Consider the following 18,025-nt stretch of genomic DNA (forward strand, 5'->3'; position numbering starts at 1 on the left):
CGACGTCGGCATCGTCCTGATGCGCCGACCCGATACCGGCTGGCATCCGGCAGCAAGAAGCTATGGAACCTATCAATCTTCCCCAGTTCAAGGACGTCTCGTGGCGCTGGATCGCGTATGCGACCTCCGCATTCGTGACCGCCGCGACGGTCTTCGCGTTCTTTCACGAGGTCGAACTGAAACAGGACGTGCGCGCGGAAATCGTGTCGCCGTCCGAAATCAAGATTCAAGGGCTGAACGGCCTCGTGTCGGCGGTGTATGTCACGCCATCGATGCACGTCGCACAGGGCACTGCGCTGTTCCGGCTGGATCGCGATCTGTCGCTGTCAAGCGACGGCCAGCAGCGGCCCGCCTTCGACGAGCGCATGCGCGACGAACAGATCCGGTCGAGCGACGCGCAATACAGCCAACGCAAGGCGGAGCTGACCGCGCAGCGCGACGTTGCGCGTCTGACCGCGCAAAGCCGGCGCGCCGAAATCGCCGCGCTCGACGAACAGCTCGCGCAGAACCGCCAGCTGTCCGACGAGGCGGGACGCAAGCTGACGCGGCTGGAGTCCGTTTCCGACTACATCACCGCCGAACGGGTCGAGCTGGCGCGCGCCGACACGCATCAGGCGAAAGTCGCGATCGCGCAGAGCGTGGCGCGCCGTCAGCAACTGGGCGGCGACCTTGGCGCGGCGATCGGCTCGCAAACGGGCCTGGACGCCCAGCTCAACGAACTGGACGCGCGGCACGCGCGCGAGTTGCAGGATATTCGCGTGAGCTTCGAACAGACTCGCCAGGACGCGACCATTTCCGCGCCGAAAGGCGGCGTCGTCACGTTCTCCGGGTTGGTGCCCGGTCGCACGCTCGCGCCCGACGACGTCGCCATCGTCATTTCGACCGGCGAGAAGGGCAGCTTGCGCGCGGCGTTGCGCATTCCGTCGCGCCGTCGGGGTTTTGTCCGCGAAGGGCAGATCGTGCGGCTGAAGTTCGACGCGTTTCCGTACGCGAAATTCGGCAGCTACGAAGCGCGCATCGACTCGATTTCGCGCACGACAGTGCGTTCGGCGATGTCGCCCGCGGGCGCGTCGAAGTCGGCCAACCCCGACGGCGATTACATGGCCTGGGCCACGCTGAGCGGCAACACATTCAATTTCGAGCGGCAGCACTTCGACATCCTGCCGGGCATGGCTGCAACGGCGAGCATCGTGATCGAGCGCCGCACCATCGCCGAGTGGGTGCTGGCGCCGCTCTTCCGGGTACTGCGAGGCTGACCATGCGCGCGATCTATCAAAACGAAGTGGCCGAATGCGGCTACGCCTGTCTCGCGATGGTGCTGTCGCATTTCGGCCGGGCCACCGAAGTGCGTGAGTTGCAGGCGTTCCAGCCGGTCTCGGCCAATGGGCTGACGTTGATGGACCTCTACGACGTGGCCGTCGAATTCGGTCTGGCGGTTCAGGCTTACCGGTTCGATACCGCCGATCTCTCCGGGGTCAAACGCGGGTCGATCCTGCATTTCGGCGGCGCGCATTTCGTCGTGTTCGAGAAGTGCGGGCGCGGCTACGTGCAGGTGATCGATCCGGCCACCGGCCGGCGGCGCGTCTCGATGGATACGTTCGTGACCAACGTGTCCGGCTACCTGCTCGAATGCGCGCCGACGCCGCTGATGCCGCGTATCCGCAGCAAGTCTCGCGTGCCGGCTGCGCTCGCGCGGGTGCGTGCATTGAATCCGCTGCTCAACGCGCAGATCGCGAAAGTGATGTTCGTCGCGCTCGGCAGCCAGTTCGCGATTCTCGCGATGCCGTACCTCGGCAATCTGGTGCTCGACGACGTCGTCGCCGCCGACAACCTCAACCTGCTCAACGTACTCGTGCTGACGTTTTCCGGCATCTTTATCGCGGGCGCGCTGAGTCACTACATCCAGAGCTATCTCGTCGAACTGCTGCACGGCCTCGTGCAGATGAACATGACCGAGGGGCTGATGCTGAAGCTGCTGCGCAATCCGATTCCGTACTTCGAGAAGCGGCACGTCGGCGATCTGTTCGCGCGCGTGAAGGCGCAGGACGAAGTCAGCATCTACGCCACGCGCACGATGATCTCGCTCGGCATCGACCTCGTGGTCGGCACGCTCGCGCTCGGCTTGATGCTGGTGCAGAGCCGCCAGCTGACCGCGATCGCGCTGCTGATTTTCGTGTTCTACGTGGCGGTGTCGTTCGCGCTGTTTTCGCGGATGCGTGACACGCACGCGCTCGTGCTCGAAGAGTCGGCGCGTTGCGACGATACGTTGATCGAGACGATCCGCGCCGCATCGCTGATCAAGCTGTCGCAGGGCGAAACGCGGCGCACCGCGCTGTTCATGGCGAAGTACCGCGCGTATATCGCGGCGCTCGTGCAGAACAGCCGCCTGTCCAGCGCGCGCGACGCGATCCTGAAGCTCGTCAACTACGCGGAAATGGTTGCGATCACGTGGTTCGCGGCGCGGCTGATGGTGGGCGGCGTGATCTCGGTCGGGGTGTTCTATTCGTTTCTGATCTACAAGTCGCTGCTGTCCGAGCGCTTTGCACGTTCGATCAACGCGGCCTTCGAGTACTTCATGCTTAGCGTGCCGGTTGCACGCGTGGGCGATATCGTCGACGCCGAACCGGAGCGGTACACGCCGCCCGCCGACACGCACAAAACCGTCGAAGTGCGATGCTTCGAACGTATCGAAGTGCGTGACGTCACGTTCCGGTACGGCGTGTCGGATCAGCCGGTGCTGAAGCACGCGAACATCGTGATCCGCAAGGGCGACAAGATCGTGATCACCGGTTCGTCGGGCAGCGGCAAATCCACGCTCTTCAAATTGCTCGCGGCAGCGGAGCCGCTTCAGGACGGCGAGATCACGCTGAACGGCATTGCATGGCCGAATCTCACCGTCGATGAAATCCGCCGCCACGCGGTGCATATGCGGCAAGGCGACCTGATCCTGCACGGATCGATTGCGGACAATGTGTCGCTGTTCGCCGGCAACGCCGACGAAACCCGCGTTCACGCGTTGCTCGACGATGTCGGTTTGCTGGCCGACGTGATGCGCTTGCCGATGCGCACGCGCACCGTAATCAGCGACACGATCGCGAATATTTCCGCCGGGCAGCGGCAACGCCTGCTGCTCGCGCGGGCGTTGTATCAGCAACGCGAACTGCTGTTGCTCGATGAACCCACGTCGAATCTCGATCCTGCTTCGGTGCGTCATATCGTGGCGTTGCTGCAGCGTCTCGAACGTACCGTGGTCGTGATTACGCACGACATGTCGCTCGCGGCGTCGTTCGACACGCGTTACCGGCTGGTGGACGGCGAACTGCTGCGCGACGCAGCCGCGAGTGTGGCGAATCATGAATAAGCGCACCGCGTCCGGATGGCTGCTCGTGCTCGCGTGCGTCGCGTACGCGCGCAGTGCGAGTGCCGTCGACCTGCTCACGGTCGTCGAGCAGGCAAGCGATCACGACGCCGAGCTTGCCGCGTCGCGGGCCGCATCGCAAGCCGCGCGGCAAGCGGTGCCGAAGGCCCGCGCGGGGCTGTTGCCGCAAGTGTCGGGCGGCTGGGGGCGGGCGTACAACAGCACGGTGATGGACGGCTATCCGCGCACGAGTTACTGGCAGAACGGCTGGACGGTGTCGCTGACGCAGCCGGTGTTCGACTGGAGCCGCTGGACCGCGTACCGGCAGGCGGACGTGATCGAGGCGCGCGGCGTCGTCGATGTGGCGCGTGCTCAACAGGCCACGCTGGTGCAGGCGGTGCGCGCGTATTTCGACGCGCTCGCGGCGGAAGACGAGCTGATGCGCGCAAACGACTACACGGCAGCGCTCGATGTGCACTTCGCGCAGCTTCGTCGCAGGCGGGCGGCGGGCGAGGCGACCGTGATCGATCTTCAGGAGGCCGAGGCGGCGCGCGAGCAGGCCCGTTTGCAGTCGCAGGACGCGAGCAGCGACTTGCAGCTGAAACGGCTCACGCTCGAACAGATCACCGGTCAGCCGTTTGCGGCGCTGTCGCGACTGTCCGAGACCGCGCCGATGCCGGGAATCGATCCGGTCGATGCGGACAGCTGGGCGCGTCAGGCGGAAGCGAACGATTACCTCGTGCAGCTGAAGCAGATCGACTGGCGTATTGCGAAACTCGAAGTCGAGAAGGCGCGGGCGCGGCATCTGCCGGTCGTGAACCTGAGCGCGAGTCACACGCCCGCAGGCGCGGCATCCGGCTACTCGCGTCCCACGACGACGTCGACCGCGATGGTGTCGGTGACGATTCCTTTGTTCGAGGGCGGCGAGGCGAACGCGATCGTCGATGAGAAGCTCGCACTCGAAGACAAGGCGCAAGACGAGCTGCTCGCGGCGCAGCGGATGGCGAGCGGGACCGCGCGCGAATACTGGTCGCGCTTTCGTGCGGGCGTGGTGCGGGTGGACGCGCTGACGCGTCTGGTGCAGACCTCGCGCGCGGCGCTCGACGCGACGCAGATCGGCTACAAGGTCGGCAGTCGTACGAGTGCCGACGTGTTGCGTGCGTCCGATGCGTTGTATGCGAATCGTCGTGATCTGATCCGGGCGCGCTATTCGACGATCGTGGCGTTGCTGCAACTGAAGGCGGCGACGGCGTCGCTGGACTTTGACGAGGTTGCGCGAGTGAATGGGTTGCTGGTCGCAGGGAGTGCGCGGGCTGCGGGGGCTGCGTCTGTGCGGGACGCAGCGAGCGGCGGCGCGGTTGAGGCGCCGGTGCGGAAGGTCGTGGCGACGACGGTGGTGCCGATGGCTGTGGGCGAGGCTGTGCGAGTGGGTGTTGGGGCACCGACGGCATTGGCGGCGCCCGCGCCCACACCCACGGCGCCTTTAGGGGCAGCGCGCAATGCTTCGGACTCGTTTGCCGTGAACGCGCTTGAAGCGTGGCGTGCGTCGCGCTCACCCGCACAGACGACGCTGCGCTGACGCTGATCGATCCCGCTGCTTCACATGTGCGCGGCTGAGCCGATACCTGGCTATTACCTCGGGTTCGGGCGAATCGGTTGTCATGAGTCTGTCCACGCGCTGGCGTGGACGTTCTCAACAGCAAGGCGAGGTGAGCATATGTCGATTTCAATCAACAGTAGCGATCCCAATGTCTGGTCCGGTCAACCATTGGATGATAGCCAGCAGAGCGAGCAAACCCAGCAAGGCAAGCAGACCCCGCAAGGCAAACAGACCCAGCAAAGCCAGCAAGGCAAACAGGCGCAATCCGCTCAGCAGAACCGGCAAACCCAGCAAGGCCAGGCGGCCGAACAACCCAAGTCGATTCCGACGCTCACGCAAGTCAACCACGCGCAAGCCGCCGATGCGCCGGCTACGCCATCCGGCACGCGTGCTGCGTCGCCAGCCGCTATTTCCGCGTCCGAGGCGAAGCACTTGATCGGCAGCCGCGACAACGGCCTGGCTCGTCCCGACGACAGCACGAATGCCCGCGCGTTCGCAAACATGGCGGCGGACGAGCAACGCGGCAGTCCTCCGGATGAAAACAGGTTTAAAGCCCGTCAGACGCTGACCAGCCAGAAGATCGAAGCGTTGTCGCGACAGGACCGCGACCGGTTTGGCGGAATGCAGACACAAGGTCTTGGCGAATACGAATCCGCGACGACGGCGTCGGATCGACAGAAGGTCGAGCAGGTCATGGCCAGGAACGTGGACGCGGCCGTGGATGCCGCTTACACCAAGGTCATGGCCGACCCGGTGCACCGTGACAACGGTCGACGCCTCGAGCAGGAAATACAGCGTGATATCAACAATACCGAAGCGACAATGCGTTCAAATCCCAACCCGCCCGCGGATGCACAGCAGCGGCTGCAGCGGCTACGGGATGATCTTCGACGAACCCAGGACGCGAATCGCGACCTCGATACTCGCATAGGGAATAAGCGAAGGGATATGGACGAAATTCCCCGGTAACAGGACGCGGCGGGAACGGTAGTCGGGATGGTCACGCAATAAAAGAACGCGGAGCGCGCGCCGTAGATCCGGCCGCCATTTCACGCTCAAGTCACCGTTCCCCGCATCCCAGCGCTGACCTGAATGCTGCACGCCAAAAAGAAAAAATCCCGTAAGGCGTTGACCTTACGGGATTTTTCCCAAAGCAAGTGGTGGAGGCGGCGGGAATCGAACCCGCGAACCGACCAATAAAATCAATGGCTTAGCGAAAGTGCGTTGACGCAGCATGTGCGGTTGATTGACACATAGTCTACAGCATTAGAGCAGCGAAGACGCAGCAGCACCGAACGAATCGGACCCCTCTACGTTAGCCCAAGTTTGGTCGCAACTGGACGCATGAGCCTCTATGACAAATTTCAGGACGAGCGCGTTGATCCTAGTTCTTTGCTTTCTCGATCAGGCGCACGCACGCGTGAATCGTGGCTAGGTAATAGTAGAACGCCCAACTGAGCCAGATTGATTGGTCATAGTCTGTCTTCTGGTCTTTGTTGTGATGGCGAATCCCGAAATTGTTGGCGAGGTTAAAAAGGTCCGCTTCGTCCTTTGAGTTAAGGACGGTTTTCGCCTCCTGCCTTAAAAACTCCAATATGTCGGCCAAGTCGCGTACGGCATCTCGTCGTTCCGAGAGCGCTCTTCGACGGTATTTAAGTTTCGCAGCTTCAACTTTTTCCCGTATGTTTGCTGCATCAGCGTGCGGTAGTTCTGCTGCAAGCATAGGCGCAAACTCGTCGTCTGGGAGCGCTAGTATTTCACCGGCATGCGAGAGCTCGAATCCTGAGCCGTAATCGACCAAGATGTCATTCATCTCGCGCCTGAAGATTTCTCGACCTGAGCGACCATCGAAAGATTTGTAGTGCCATCCGCAGTCGAATGACTGGTGGTGATAACCCTCGATGCCCTCGGAGGAATGGTCGTAAAGAAACTCAATGATGTCAAAGAGATCATCCTCGGTGTACGTATCCAAGCCCTGTAGGACGGGCTGTGGCCCGTTTCGGCGTAGTTTGCGAAATACATACAATGACGGGTCCAAACCGGCCTTGCCCGATACTCCGCCGTCATCTACACAGTCGTAGCCAAACCATTCTTGGAAGAGGCCGTTTGCTTCAAGACGGCTAAAAGCCTCCCTGAAAAAGCGTTTGAAATCAGAAAGCGTGAAGCCTTCGTCGGCTGGGCGCTTTCCTGCTCTAACGGAATAGTAGTGGCGACGAGGGGGAGAGGGATCGCGGGAGGACATGTTGGGTGCGAGCGAGAATCGATCGGTTATTTTTAGAAGAATACAATACCCTTCGATTCACTTCTGCGCATCCTACAAGCTAATACCGCCTCTGTCTGATTACTTATCCAAAGCGACACTAGTGTTCGTGAGGTCCAATGGGGCGGTCATGGCGTACGCCTCACCGCCCCTGAGCCCGAGAATTAGCGCAGCGACATCGAACTATACGCCGAAGTTTGGGCGGTCTTTCGGAAGCCGCTGTTGACGGTAGCGGATAGCCCCTGGCTCTTCGTCGCGTCGCCAGCCGGTCCCGATGTACCCGTCCGCCTAAAAAGTCGCGACGGTAGCTCGGACTTGCTCTATGCGGTCTCATAGGCGCGTAAAATCGAACCAGAGGTCGGTGACCGACCCGAACAAATTCCAAAATTATAAAAGCAAAAAAATGACTGAAACTGTGATTCAAACAGCGGGAACTACAGCGTCACTGCCTCGGCCGACCGTAAACGAACGAGTGTCAGTAACGATTGTTCCGATTTTTAATGATCGGCCGCCCGCTTCGCCTTCTGGCTCGCAGGGAGAGTACGAGGCTATCTTTGTACTCGGCGTACCCGGCACGACGCTGTTTCAGGATTGCCTGGATATTCCAAGGCTGTTGACGACAGGGGACTCACTTTTTCTAATGCCCCCAGACTCCGTGCAGTTGCAGTGCATGATCGAAGGGGCCGGTGTCGTTGCGCAAATCTGCTTCACACCCAACGCTGAGAACAGGGTGGCGCGTGCCGAAATGACCTTTCATGCCCCTTCGTTCGAACAAGCAGAGGAAATAGCGTGGAATCTCATCAGTGACATGCTCAGTGTCTGGTCGTTTCGACACGACAGCGCGATCGACGTGAGCGGTTACCAGATACGCGAAAAGGCGTCGCATGTACTTTTAGCCAGTTTTGGCATAGTCGGAGCGCCGCAGGTATTGGATATAAATTTTGGCGGGCCTTCCACGCCAGAGCGCCGTGCTCTGTTGGCGGCGTATAGGGAAGGGACGAACGCAACCAACCCCTTCTATCAGTTCCTTTCGTTCTTTAAGGTCGTAGAGGGGGTGCATAAATTGCGCACCCACAGACGAAAGAAGCATGGCAAAAATGGACCGACAAACGCCGAAGTCGTGGAGCGCTTCCCGACTGAGGTCGCAGAGTTCCCCGATGTCCTCTCTAACGTCGCGACACGCCTCGCTGGAAAGCGTTTCAATGCGGTGATAGATGATATGCGTGCAACGGTTCGCAATGCCTTAGCGCACCTCAACCCACTGGAAAGTCATTTGGTTGCGGACAAATACGGTGATATTAAACAATGTTCGCAGCGCATACCCGTGCTGCGATTTGTAGCGCGAAAGATGTTGCTTGCGGAATTGCAAGTCCCATCCGAGTCTCCTAAAGACTGAGACGCAACTGAAAGAACGTCGGCAGCGGATGCTGCCAAGATAGGAACGCGACAGTCGATTAAGTCACCGAGCCATCCGCAGCGTCGTCAGGTCAAACGGGTCATTTACGCGATATTCCTCGCCGTCGCTCAATCCAAGAAGCAGCGCCCCGACGTCGAACCATACGCCGTAGTCCGGGTGAGTCTTCGGGACGTTCCGCAGACGGCAACGGACGCACCCGGCTTCTTCATCGTATGCCCAGCCCGACCCGCAGAATCCTTCCGCCATTAAGCGTTGATGGGATTCGGTGCGAACCGTGACGGTCCCTGCGACGTTCCGCATGGGCACAAGGGTCTTCCGGCCTGAGCGCCGGAATTCCGCGGTGGCTTTGTAGGCGTTAAGCGCTTCCCGCTTGCGTTGAGCCACTCGCTGGCCTCGCGTTGAATCTGGGTGTATGTCGCTTCGTCCAGTTCGCCCTTGCGGAATGCGAAAGTAGCCAGCATGCCACGGGGCAGCCCGGTAATCGGGGCCTTCTCGGGCTCTTTACGTTGTCTCATGTTGTTCCTTGAAGGTTGCTGCGGCCCGTGCTCTCGCGCGGAAACGCCTTGCACGGACCACGCGACGGGCGCTGTCTTGGTGGTGCGTTGGCTTGATCGCATCTCGCGGCGATACGACGAGCTACACGAGACGATGCAGCGCCTAATGAAGAAAGGCGTTCGCGTGGAATGCACGCTCAACGAGATGGCCTTCGACGGCCAAGAGACCGATGCGACGCGCAAGGCCATCCGTGACGCCATCTTGGCCTTCATGGCGGCCCAAGGTGAGGCGGACTATCGGAACCGGCGTGAGATGCAGGCAAGAGGCATCGCCATTGCAAAACAGGAGGGGAAGTACAAGGGCCGCAAACCAGCGGTCAGTTATGAAGAGGTCCGGGCGTACCACGCCGAGCATGGGGGCTCGGTGCGGACGCTGGCGGAACACTTTGGGGTAGGCGTGGCGACAATCTCCCGCGCCTTGAATGCAGCAAACGACTAACAACTAGGACCAGCATTATGAACTCAACGCAAGCAAATGCAAATCAACTGCCCGCCCATGTCGTCGCAGCGGTCACCAGCGCCGCTGGTATCGCTTCGCGCATCTTGGCCCGTGATTACGGCGTCTCCATATCGAAAGGCCAACTGCGTGCCCAAGGCATCGAGTTGGCACATCAACAGAGCGCCCTTGGCGGTGGCAAGCATCCACTCCCCGAGCACGAGGCGTTTGTACAGGAGGTCATGATCGTCGCGCTTACGGAACACTACGCCCCAGCGGCCCAGGTGCCCTCATCAGTCAGAGCGCTCACGGTGGCTGAAGAGCGGGCGCTGCTGGACCGTCTCAGCGGACGTGAGGCGCACTGAGCCCAAAGCGCCGAGGAGCGATACCCGAGGCCCGCCCGCAAGGCGGGCTTTTTTGCGTCTCCGTGGCAGCAGGAGATTCCCTCGACCATCCCACAACGCGGCATGGGGAGGGTACGGGGGAATCTGGCTCGCGCGGCAACCAACACCCTGTCACGGATTTTCGTGAGTAAAATGGGTCCGGTTATCCAGCGACCCAAGAACTCGCCTCAGGAGCGGCCCATGAATCACAAGGAATACCAAGCCCAGGTCGAGCGGGTGTTCGCTGACACAGCGAGGGCATATGAACGCAGTAGAGGCCCTTGGGGGTTCGCGAGGCAACTGGGAGCGTTTATCGTGGGCGGCGTAGTGACCGCAGGCATGGTCGCCGGGTTCGCCGTGCTGTTGATCCATCTCCACCCCAAGTGACGTTTGGTGCATCGACCGGATTAGCGTCTCTCCTTCTCTATAGAGTTCTGTGCGTTATCTTCGAGAGCCTTGCTGGGCAAGGGTTTGCGACTACATTCGCCCCCCCAGAATCCGAAGGCCGTCGCTGAACACACCCCCTCAGAAACAAACATTGGTCGACCTAATGGGTATGTGGTCGAGACGGCACGGGGCACTCACGCTTCGCATAGCTCCTTGGTCGTCCCCGTGAATCTCCCAGCGACAATCAACACGCTCACATAGCGTCTTTCCTTCTCTATAGGGTTCTGTGCGTTATCTCTGAAACCCTTGCTGGGTAAGGGTTTGCGGCCCATCAAAAAGATAACGCACATCGGCCTATAGAGAGAGGTGAACGCTACACGCGGACCATCGAGCGGCCATCTCTACGCCAGGTGCCGCACTCGCGCCCCATGTCGTCGCGGCCCGTCTCGATGACGCGTCGGGTCAACCGGTCGCCCCAGCGTTCCGCCAGGCCCGCCAGCGCCTCGTCGTTCAGCTTCTTCAGCGAGACCTTAGTGACGTTGCTGGGCTGGTCCGTCAGATACCGCTCCATCGCTTCCGCCACATCCACCACCGGGTCGGGCTCGGAGACCCATTGGACTCCTGGCATCACTTCGCGCAACCGAGAGCGGACCTTGCGGGTCGATGTCGCGTTAGGCAGGTGCATGACCATGCGGCAAGCCTTCCCATTGTCCATGGTCCGACTCGAACCCCGAGCGCTCGCCTGGTAGATGGCGGAGATGGTCTCCGATAGATGCACGTCGCTGACCTCAGCGGTGGTCGTTGAAAGCGCAATGTCCCGCGCCTGGCCGCGCATCTGAGCGTGGACCGCTTCCCGAGGCAGGAACTGAAGCCCCGCCAGCACGACCGTTGTACAAAACTTCAGGTCAGAGCGAGAGGTCTCCTGGCCCCAAGTGAGGAAGTTGACGCGCGGGCGAAGACTCCCTGCGTTCACCGGGTCCACCTCGGCCTTCAGCGGGATTTGCTCGTTCGGGTCGATCCCGGCGCGGCGCAGGCCGTCCCTGAGAATGCCTTCGTAGTCCATGGCGTTCCGTGTTTCCCGCGTCTTGAACGTGAACACCAGCACGTGCTCATCGACGGGCGCGCACTTCACGGCGTTCACCACGTAGTCAATGAAACGCCCCGGCCCCTTGTCGTCTAGGTCAGCAGTCACGGATTCACGACCGGCTGCGAGATGCGTGTGCCGGACGGTGACGTTTTCGAACGTCTTAATGCGGGCATCGTAGCCCACCAGCGCGTCCTTCAGCGTCTTGTCGTATTGGTACAGCATACGCACCCGAAAGGAAGCGTCTAGGACCGCCACGCCCTGGATACCGTCATCTAGGCATGGACGGAAGGTCAGAAGCGCGTCAGCGTGACCTATGCCCGTCACAATGGTGTCCGTGCCGCACATTTCAATGAAGTCCCTGAGCGTCTGGGTATGCGCCCGTAGGTCTTTCGCTGACCTGGAGCCTGATGTCTGCCGCAGTGCGTCGGTAAGCTCTCGGCGGTGCTGGTCGCGTTCGGGCTCCGACAGTTCGATACGGAACGGCTTGGGCTCGCATGCCTTACCGGATTCGGCGGCCTTCGCCTGACGTCGCAATTCGCGTTCAACGGTCTGCTCCACGCCTGCCAGGAAATCCCGAGCGGCCCCGAAAGCCAGGCGACGCGTTGCGGCGTCCATCGCGTCCGCGAGGTCGAGCCAGGTCATCGCTTTGCCCTCGGATCGGAACATGGCTTCATCATTGATGAGCAACGACCGGGGAAGGCCCTGATAGTGATACCAGTCCAGTGCGTTCCCGTTCTTCACCCGCATGTGTGTGCACAGCAGTATCGGGCGTGTGTGCGGAGCAGAGTCGGCGGCCATGCTCGATTTGCCATCGGGCGGGCAGTAGCCAGGCGGCGGGGCTCCAGTGGTCCAGGCGCCGCTCGTGGGGTCCAGATCGTATTTATGAAACAGACCGATGCTGTCGCGCGGGACGCCCGCCTTCACCATCTCGCGAACCAGGTCGCACAGGGATTCAACCTGCTCGCATGCAATGGCGACCGAGAGACTCCCGAGACGCCCAAGGCGATGCGCAGCAGCGCACCAGGCAACGATAGCTTGCGACTTGCCGCTACCGGTGGGAGCGCCGAAGGCTCGGCGGTCACGGGCACCCTCAGCGAGGCGAGTGAAGCCGTCCAGCATCATATTGAGGGCCTTGCGATGGTCCGAGCCCAGGCGGTTTCCATAGGCTTGCAGGCGGGCGCACAGGATGTCCAGCGCGAGGCTGGTGAGGCGCATGCCGGGAGTGGGGATGCCGGTGGACTCGGGGTCGGCCTGGGTCGGCGGGAGTTCTTCGATTGTTGTCATTTCCGGTCGTAAACGAAAAACAGCCCCCGAAGGGGCCGTTGTGAGCGATAGGGTTCTACCCTGTGCGGAGTTAGTCGTCTTCCCAAGCAGCCTTTCGCTTCTCGCGGGCGCGAAGACGCAAGACGTCTCTCAATTCCCGCTCCGCACGTTCGGCAATCTGCGTCGCTGAACGCAGCGCCCGCGCACAGCGCGATATTTCGACGGTCGCGACTCGAAGCGCGTCTGCTGCGGCCTGTAGTGCTATGTCTTCGGGCGCGGGCGCTCGCTTCGTGGTCTGCTGCTGATACCGCCAACTACGGATAGACGACGGGTTCGTCATGTTGCCGGGAATTTCCCCAAGGCTCTCGATGTTGGCGGCGAGCCAAATCGCCGCAGGTGGATCGGGGATGTCATCAAAGCCTTTTGCCCTAAGCCATGCGCCGTAAGCGCCGTGACGTTCGAGGGCCGTTGAATTCTTCCCGACCTCTAGAGCCTCTCCGACCTCACGCCACCATTGGATATGTTCATTCTTAGATTTTTCGCGACGGACTTTTGCCGCTGGTCCAGAGCCGCGCGACACTGACCGTCGAGCAGACGCTGATTCTTTGATACGCGCCCACGCGGCCTGCCCGCGAGTGACCAGCGTCAGGTCGTCCATCAGTTTGATGCGCTTTGTACTTCCGCGAGATTTTGGGCGCTTGGATGTGGTTTCATCTTGGACCGTGCGGTGGATTCGTTGCGTTTGAAGTTTTACGGCGCGATCTCGATACCATTCTCGAATTCCGGCAGGAACGGTTCCCTGCGTGACACGACTCTTGGCGGCGCTCGCGAACTCTTCGGCACCGGTCTGCGCGAGCGCCGGAATGCCTGCGAGATCGTGGGCGTGGCACCAGCGGCCAAAGCTGGCGTTGTCGGGGCACTCCCTGCGACCAATGAGCAGCGCACGCCCCAAAGCCTGCCACTCCCATCGCATTACAGGTCGGGACGCTTGGATGGTCGCCCAGGCTTTGCGCCCGCGAGCGATTAGCTCTGTCTCATCTGCGGTCGTTATCGTGAGGGGATCACACATGGATGGCGACGGCAGTGACGAAGTATTGCTTATGGATGAATCTTCGCAAGCGCTGGTCGCGTATCTGTACGGCCGGGAGCACGCAGCGGACCGGTCATCCAGCGGTGACTATCGCCAATAAAAAAGCCGCCCGAAGGCGGCTTCTCGTGCTGACGAAGATGAATCACTTCCAACCGAATACGTTGGCCAGCGCATCATGAAATCCCTTTTTTTCCGCAGCGGTCCAGTCGCGATCCATTCCGTCAAAGGGGGCGCTCGGCGCGATTTCGCCGTTAGCGATCTTCTGACCAAACTCTTCCAATCCCGCGTCATTGGCAGCGGCCATCTTGAAAGGGACAGCAGAAGGAGTTGCGGTTGTGTCATTGATAGACATAACGAGTCCTCTCGTGTGCAGTGCGTTATTAACCATCTGGATGGTGACGGGTGCCGAAGGATACAGATTGTGCTTGCTGTCCTTGACACTGAAATATTTCACCTCACCACCGCTGTAAATGTCTTTACTCTTCGCCGTCTCGACGCACTTCAATGCGTCGCGATTCTTGATCCAACAGCCTCGCGCATGATCGCGACCTGATCCCGCGAAGTGGGAAACCTCATGCACGTGATAGTCGCCCACCGACATGATCACCGTCCCCGTCGCCTTACTAACGACACAGACAGACATTCCTTTAGTCTCTGTGGGCTGGTGTTCAGGGCTGGTCGGGTTCGTCCGCAGCCAGTGCTTCCATTCCTGAACCCGATCACCCCGTCCGGCAAACATGAAGGCTGCGCCTTCAACTACCTCGATCTTTTCGAAGCCAGTGTCGTCCAGATAAATCAAGTAGTTACCGTACCTGTACGACCACCGCGAGTCTGTGGCAACGACCACAGATGCCCCATCGAATACGTTCGTTGTCATTGTTTTTCAGCACTTTCTGTGCCGCTCTCTTTCTTGCAATGCGTTCTTTTTCTAGCGTCGCGAATTGTGCGCCATACGCAAAAATCACACAAGTCAGACGTAAGTGGATTTCAGTCGATATCGCAACAATTCCACCGCACTCGGCAATTTTTGCCGCCCCGAGACCACTGAGTGCTCGCAGCACTCAGTGTAATCCGAACCGTCAATTTTCGTCAGCAGAGACAACAATAAAAGTATGCGGAACGTTTATTAATCGGTGAAGGCGGGAACGCATTGAGGCTGGTCAAAACGTCGCAGTCGGCTCACGCCTTAGGCCAAGGGATGCGATCCAATGCCGTCTTCATGGCGGGCACCGTAACGTTAGCGGTATAAACTCTCCGTCCACTTGAACCCGTTGCCGCGTGCCCAGTAACTGCGTCGGCGGTCTCGGTGTTCACGCCGACCTCAGCGAGCCACGTGCGAAGGGTGTGGCGAAATCTGTGCGCCCCGTTCAGGCCACCGGAGGGCAGGCCTGCGTATGCACGGAACGCCCTGAGCCACTTAACTGCGACATCGCTGGGGCCTGAGATTGTCCCGTGCATCGCAGGGAACAAAGGACCGCTTAGCTTCGCTGTGGACTGAAGCCAAACTGCAAACCATTGGTTCTGGAGCAAATGATCGGGTAGGGGTACGGTTCGCTCGGACTCAGCAGTCTTGACCGTACCCGCCTCGGCGGTAATGCGAATCACGGTGAGGCCACCGCGCTGTTGAATGTCTTGGGCGCGTAGCTGGGCAATCTCGCCAATGCGTGCCCCGGTGTGCAAGGTCAGCAGCAACATTGCGCGACCCTCGGCGGGACTCACGCCGCGCCAGTGGGGCACTTCGTCCATCTTGTCTGTGAACAGGCAATTACTGAACATAGTCGCGAGTTCCTTGTCCGACCACGGCTCTCGGCGTTGCGCTCCTTCGGTCTTGTCAAAGGTCAGGTCCACCGGGTTGCGCTCGATCAGGTCAAGCTTCACGGCTAGATTCAATAGTGCATTGATGTAGCTGGCGTGATTGTGGGCGGTCTTGTTGCCAAACTTCTGTTTAGGATCGAGCAGGAAAGACACGAACTTTGCGCCGGTAGCCTTCGAGATGTCTTTCAGCTTCGGGTCGCTGGTGGCTAGAGCCCACAGCGCCAGCGCCCGCTTGCACGCGCTGGTGGTCTTCGCTGGCGGTTTGGTCCGCGTAATCCACTCGGGCAGGACATCGGCCAACTTGACCGGAGTTTCCGGCGCAGCTTGATTCCCGGTCGCGTCCCCGGGAGGCTTGGGGGCGGGCGGCGTCTCAACCGACTGCCCTGCATCGCGGGCTTCCACGGCCTCCCATGCCTTCACGATGGCTCGCATGATTCGCCCCAGTCCCACACGCGCAGACGGTTGACCCCAATCCACAACGACCCCGAGCGCCGCGCATGCGGCCAGAGCGGCCTGCTGCGCTGTGTCGAGCCTGCCTCGGCTCAAGTCGGTTCTCACGCCAAACACAATCGACCGGTGGAGGGCGCTAAGGCTGTCATGTTGGGCGTCCCCGAGATAGCTACCGATTGCGTCCCAAGTAGTGTTTCTTACGGGCTTTCCCGTGAGCCAGCCAGGCTGCGTCGGGCTTATGTGCCTCATCACTTGCCCTAACTCATCAGGGTTGAAGCGTATGCCATCATCGAAGGCGAGAATAGCTCGGGCCTCACGGTCGCAGATAAACGCAATTAATTCGTCTGTAATCGGCGTGAACGGAGCAGGGCGTGTGCTAGTCCGCATGTCTTCAAATCGGCGCTTCCACTCCGCAATGATCGCGTGCGCTCGCGCGGACGCCTCGTTGGGATCGGACGTTTTTAGGCTTGCACGGAATGCGTCGGTCGCCGGTTTCCCGTGCGCTTGCTGTGGAAACAGATGGCGTATATCGTCAGGAATGACGACCCGCAGTTGATAGACGGAGCCGCGAAGGCTGACTCCGGTGGGCAGTTTGGACGGCATGTGTGTCGCTCCAGATTGACACACTGCGCCGACACGCTTTCCCTTAGTCATCCCCGTGAAACCCTTGCCAGTGCTGGTTTTCCTTGCCTGGCGGGTTTTCCCAGCGATTGATATTGGTGGAGGCGGCGGGAATCGAACCCGCGTCCAGAAGCACTCTACGACCAGTTCTACATGTGTAGTTCTGTCTTTTGATTTAACCGCAACGACGCGGACGAACACGCTGCGTTACGGCGATTCACTAATTTTTCGACCCGGATGTCGTGACACCACCAAGGCTTAACTGACGTATATGACCTCTGTCGGTATTGCTACCGGTCTTGCGACTCTAGCCCGTCAGTGAACTAGGCAGAGGACGGCAGCCCTTAGGCTGCCAGTGCGAACGTTTCGTCGTTTGCAGTTACGTTTTTCCCGCTGATTTACGAGGTTACGGGGCCTCGACATGCCCTGGCCGCTTCGCAACCCCTGTCGAAACCAGGTCGCCCCCGCAGCTAAGATGCCCTGATATATTGGGCGAAAGAGGATTTTACAATAGTTCGGTAAGCCTGTCCCGATTGTTCTCGGCCGCTATGATCAATCGCGCAGATTCGCCGCGCTCACAGCCCGATTTCGCTCAGCAGCTTTTGCAGTTCCATCGGCGAATGGACGACATAAGTGGCGTGCCATCGGGTCGGCGGGATGTCGTTGCCGCAGTAGCCGTAGGCGGCCGCGACCGTCACCATGCCCGCAGCGAAGCCGGCCTGCACGTCGCGCAGGTCGTCGCCGACATACACCACGCGCTCCGGCGGCAAACCGAGTTCGCGCGCCGCATGCAACAACGGCGCGGGATGCGGCTTCGAATGCGGCGTGGTATCGCCGCTGACCACACAACCGGCGCGCGCATCGAGTCCGAGTTGGGCGACGAGTGGATCGGTCAGTCGCGCGACCTTGTTCGTCACGATGCCCCACCGGACATTGCGGTCGTCGAGGTCGTCGAGCAACGCGTCGATGCCGGGGAACAGCGTCGTTTCGATGCAGAGGTCGGCTTCGTAGTTGGCGAGGAACTCTTCGCGCATCGACGCGAATTCGTGATCGTCCGGTCCGATGCCGAACGCACCGCCGATCAATCCGCGCGCACCCGCCGAGGCGAGCGGACGTAGATCTTCGAGCGGCACCATGTCCATGCCGCGCTCGTGGCGCATTTTATTGACGGCGGCGGCGAGGTCGGGCGCGGTGTCGGCGACCGTACCGTCGAGATCGAACAGAACGGCCTGGCAGAGACCGATCGAGGCTTCGTTGTCTTCGCGCTGGGGCAGGGGCGTAGGATCGGACATGGGCAGTGTAGG

General features: G+C 60.6%; 13 protein-coding genes, 1 other RNA gene and 1 pseudogene. 8 read left to right on the plus strand and 7 right to left on the minus strand.

What is annotated here, in order from left to right; genetic code table 11:
• Nucleotides 1-62 precede the first annotated feature (62 nt).
• The 4 genes from PW947_RS24485 (at nt 63) to PW947_RS24500 (ending at nt 5,927) form a co-directional block, all read left to right on the plus strand.
• Entirely contained in the window at nt 63-1,256 is a 1,194-nt protein-coding gene (locus PW947_RS24485; protein ID WP_299634985.1) for an HlyD family efflux transporter periplasmic adaptor subunit, read from the plus strand.
• Between the two features lie 2 nt (nt 1,257-1,258).
• Nucleotides 1,259-3,361, plus strand: coding sequence for a peptidase domain-containing ABC transporter (locus PW947_RS24490; RefSeq protein WP_299634986.1), 2,103 nt, complete (start codon nt 1,259-1,261; stop codon nt 3,359-3,361).
• Nucleotides 3,354-4,937, plus strand: coding sequence for a TolC family outer membrane protein (locus tag PW947_RS24495; RefSeq protein WP_299634987.1), 1,584 nt, complete (start codon nt 3,354-3,356; stop codon nt 4,935-4,937). Before PW947_RS24490 ends, PW947_RS24495 begins: the two co-directional genes overlap by 8 nt.
• A 138-nt stretch (nt 4,938-5,075) precedes the next feature.
• On the plus strand, nt 5,076-5,927 hold the full coding sequence (locus PW947_RS24500) for a hypothetical protein (RefSeq protein ID WP_299634988.1): 852 nt from the start codon (nt 5,076-5,078) through the stop codon (nt 5,925-5,927).
• Nucleotides 5,928-6,342: 415 nt separating this feature from the next.
• Here the strand turns inward: PW947_RS24500 and PW947_RS24505 are convergent, their stop codons facing one another.
• A complete protein-coding gene (locus tag PW947_RS24505) occupies nt 6,343-7,200 on the minus strand; it encodes a hypothetical protein (protein ID WP_299634989.1) in 858 nt (285 codons plus the stop codon).
• A gap of 379 nt (nt 7,201-7,579) precedes the next feature.
• Here PW947_RS24505 and mauJ point away from each other — a divergent pair, with 379 nt between their 5' ends.
• The 4 genes and pseudogenes from mauJ (at nt 7,580) to PW947_RS24525 (ending at nt 10,395) form a co-directional block, all read left to right on the plus strand.
• Entirely contained in the window at nt 7,580-8,614 is a 1,035-nt protein-coding gene (gene mauJ, locus PW947_RS24510) for a methylamine utilization protein MauJ (protein ID WP_299634990.1), read from the plus strand.
• Between the two features lie 603 nt (nt 8,615-9,217).
• Nucleotides 9,218-9,628: pseudogene (locus tag PW947_RS24515) on the plus strand (recombinase family protein); the annotation flags it as partial.
• Nucleotides 9,629-9,645: 17 nt separating this feature from the next.
• Nucleotides 9,646-9,990, plus strand: coding sequence for a hypothetical protein (locus PW947_RS24520; protein ID WP_299634991.1), 345 nt, complete (start codon nt 9,646-9,648; stop codon nt 9,988-9,990).
• Nucleotides 9,991-10,209: 219 nt separating this feature from the next.
• The gene (locus tag PW947_RS24525; RefSeq protein ID WP_299634992.1) at nt 10,210-10,395 is read left to right on the plus strand and encodes a hypothetical protein; all 186 of its coding nucleotides are present in this window, start codon (nt 10,210-10,212) and stop codon (nt 10,393-10,395) included.
• Between the two features lie 373 nt (nt 10,396-10,768).
• Here PW947_RS24525 and PW947_RS24530 read toward each other — a convergent pair whose 3' ends face one another.
• The 6 genes from PW947_RS24530 to PW947_RS24555 form a co-directional block, all read right to left on the minus strand.
• The gene (locus PW947_RS24530) at nt 10,769-12,766 is read right to left on the minus strand and encodes a hypothetical protein (RefSeq protein WP_299634993.1); all 1,998 of its coding nucleotides are present in this window, start codon (nt 12,764-12,766) and stop codon (nt 10,769-10,771) included.
• A gap of 70 nt (nt 12,767-12,836) precedes the next feature.
• On the minus strand, nt 12,837-13,718 hold the full coding sequence (locus PW947_RS24535; protein ID WP_299634994.1) for a hypothetical protein: 882 nt from the start codon (nt 13,716-13,718) through the stop codon (nt 12,837-12,839).
• 259 nt (nt 13,719-13,977) lie between these two features.
• Nucleotides 13,978-14,634 carry a hypothetical protein gene (locus PW947_RS24540; protein WP_299634995.1) on the minus strand — a complete coding sequence of 219 codons (657 nt, stop codon included), beginning with the start codon at nt 14,632-14,634 and terminating at the stop codon, nt 13,978-13,980.
• 380 nt (nt 14,635-15,014) lie between these two features.
• Nucleotides 15,015-16,703, minus strand: coding sequence for a tyrosine-type recombinase/integrase (locus PW947_RS24545; protein WP_299634996.1), 1,689 nt, complete (start codon nt 16,701-16,703; stop codon nt 15,015-15,017).
• Between the two features lie 114 nt (nt 16,704-16,817).
• Nucleotides 16,818-17,187, minus strand: a transfer-messenger RNA (tmRNA) gene (ssrA, locus tag PW947_RS24550).
• Between the two features lie 109 nt (nt 17,188-17,296).
• On the minus strand, nt 17,297-18,013 hold the full coding sequence (locus PW947_RS24555; protein ID WP_299634997.1) for an HAD-IA family hydrolase: 717 nt from the start codon (nt 18,011-18,013) through the stop codon (nt 17,297-17,299).
• Between the last annotated feature and the right edge of the window lie 12 nt (nt 18,014-18,025).

Source organism: Paraburkholderia sp. (assembly GCF_028283785.1).
Lineage (GTDB): Bacteria > Pseudomonadota > Gammaproteobacteria > Burkholderiales > Burkholderiaceae > Paraburkholderia.

Coding starts and splice junctions, on each gene's coding strand:
- PW947_RS24485 (WP_299634985.1), top strand. CDS start 63: ATGGAACCTATCAATCTTCCCCAGTTCAAGGACGTCTCGTGGCGCTGG.
- PW947_RS24490 (WP_299634986.1), top strand. CDS start 1,259: ATGCGCGCGATCTATCAAAACGAAGTGGCCGAATGCGGCTACGCCTGT.
- PW947_RS24495 (WP_299634987.1), top strand. CDS start 3,354: ATGAATAAGCGCACCGCGTCCGGATGGCTGCTCGTGCTCGCGTGCGTC.
- PW947_RS24500 (WP_299634988.1), top strand. CDS start 5,076: ATGTCGATTTCAATCAACAGTAGCGATCCCAATGTCTGGTCCGGTCAA.
- PW947_RS24505 (WP_299634989.1), bottom strand. CDS start 7,200: ATGTCCTCCCGCGATCCCTCTCCCCCTCGTCGCCACTACTATTCCGTT.
- PW947_RS24520 (WP_299634991.1), top strand. CDS start 9,646: ATGAACTCAACGCAAGCAAATGCAAATCAACTGCCCGCCCATGTCGTC.
- PW947_RS24525 (WP_299634992.1), top strand. CDS start 10,210: ATGAATCACAAGGAATACCAAGCCCAGGTCGAGCGGGTGTTCGCTGAC.
- PW947_RS24530 (WP_299634993.1), bottom strand. CDS start 12,766: ATGACAACAATCGAAGAACTCCCGCCGACCCAGGCCGACCCCGAGTCC.
- PW947_RS24535 (WP_299634994.1), bottom strand. CDS start 13,718: ATGCGATGGGAGTGGCAGGCTTTGGGGCGTGCGCTGCTCATTGGTCGC.
- PW947_RS24545 (WP_299634996.1), bottom strand. CDS start 16,703: ATGCCGTCCAAACTGCCCACCGGAGTCAGCCTTCGCGGCTCCGTCTAT.
- PW947_RS24555 (WP_299634997.1), bottom strand. CDS start 18,013: ATGTCCGATCCTACGCCCCTGCCCCAGCGCGAAGACAACGAAGCCTCG.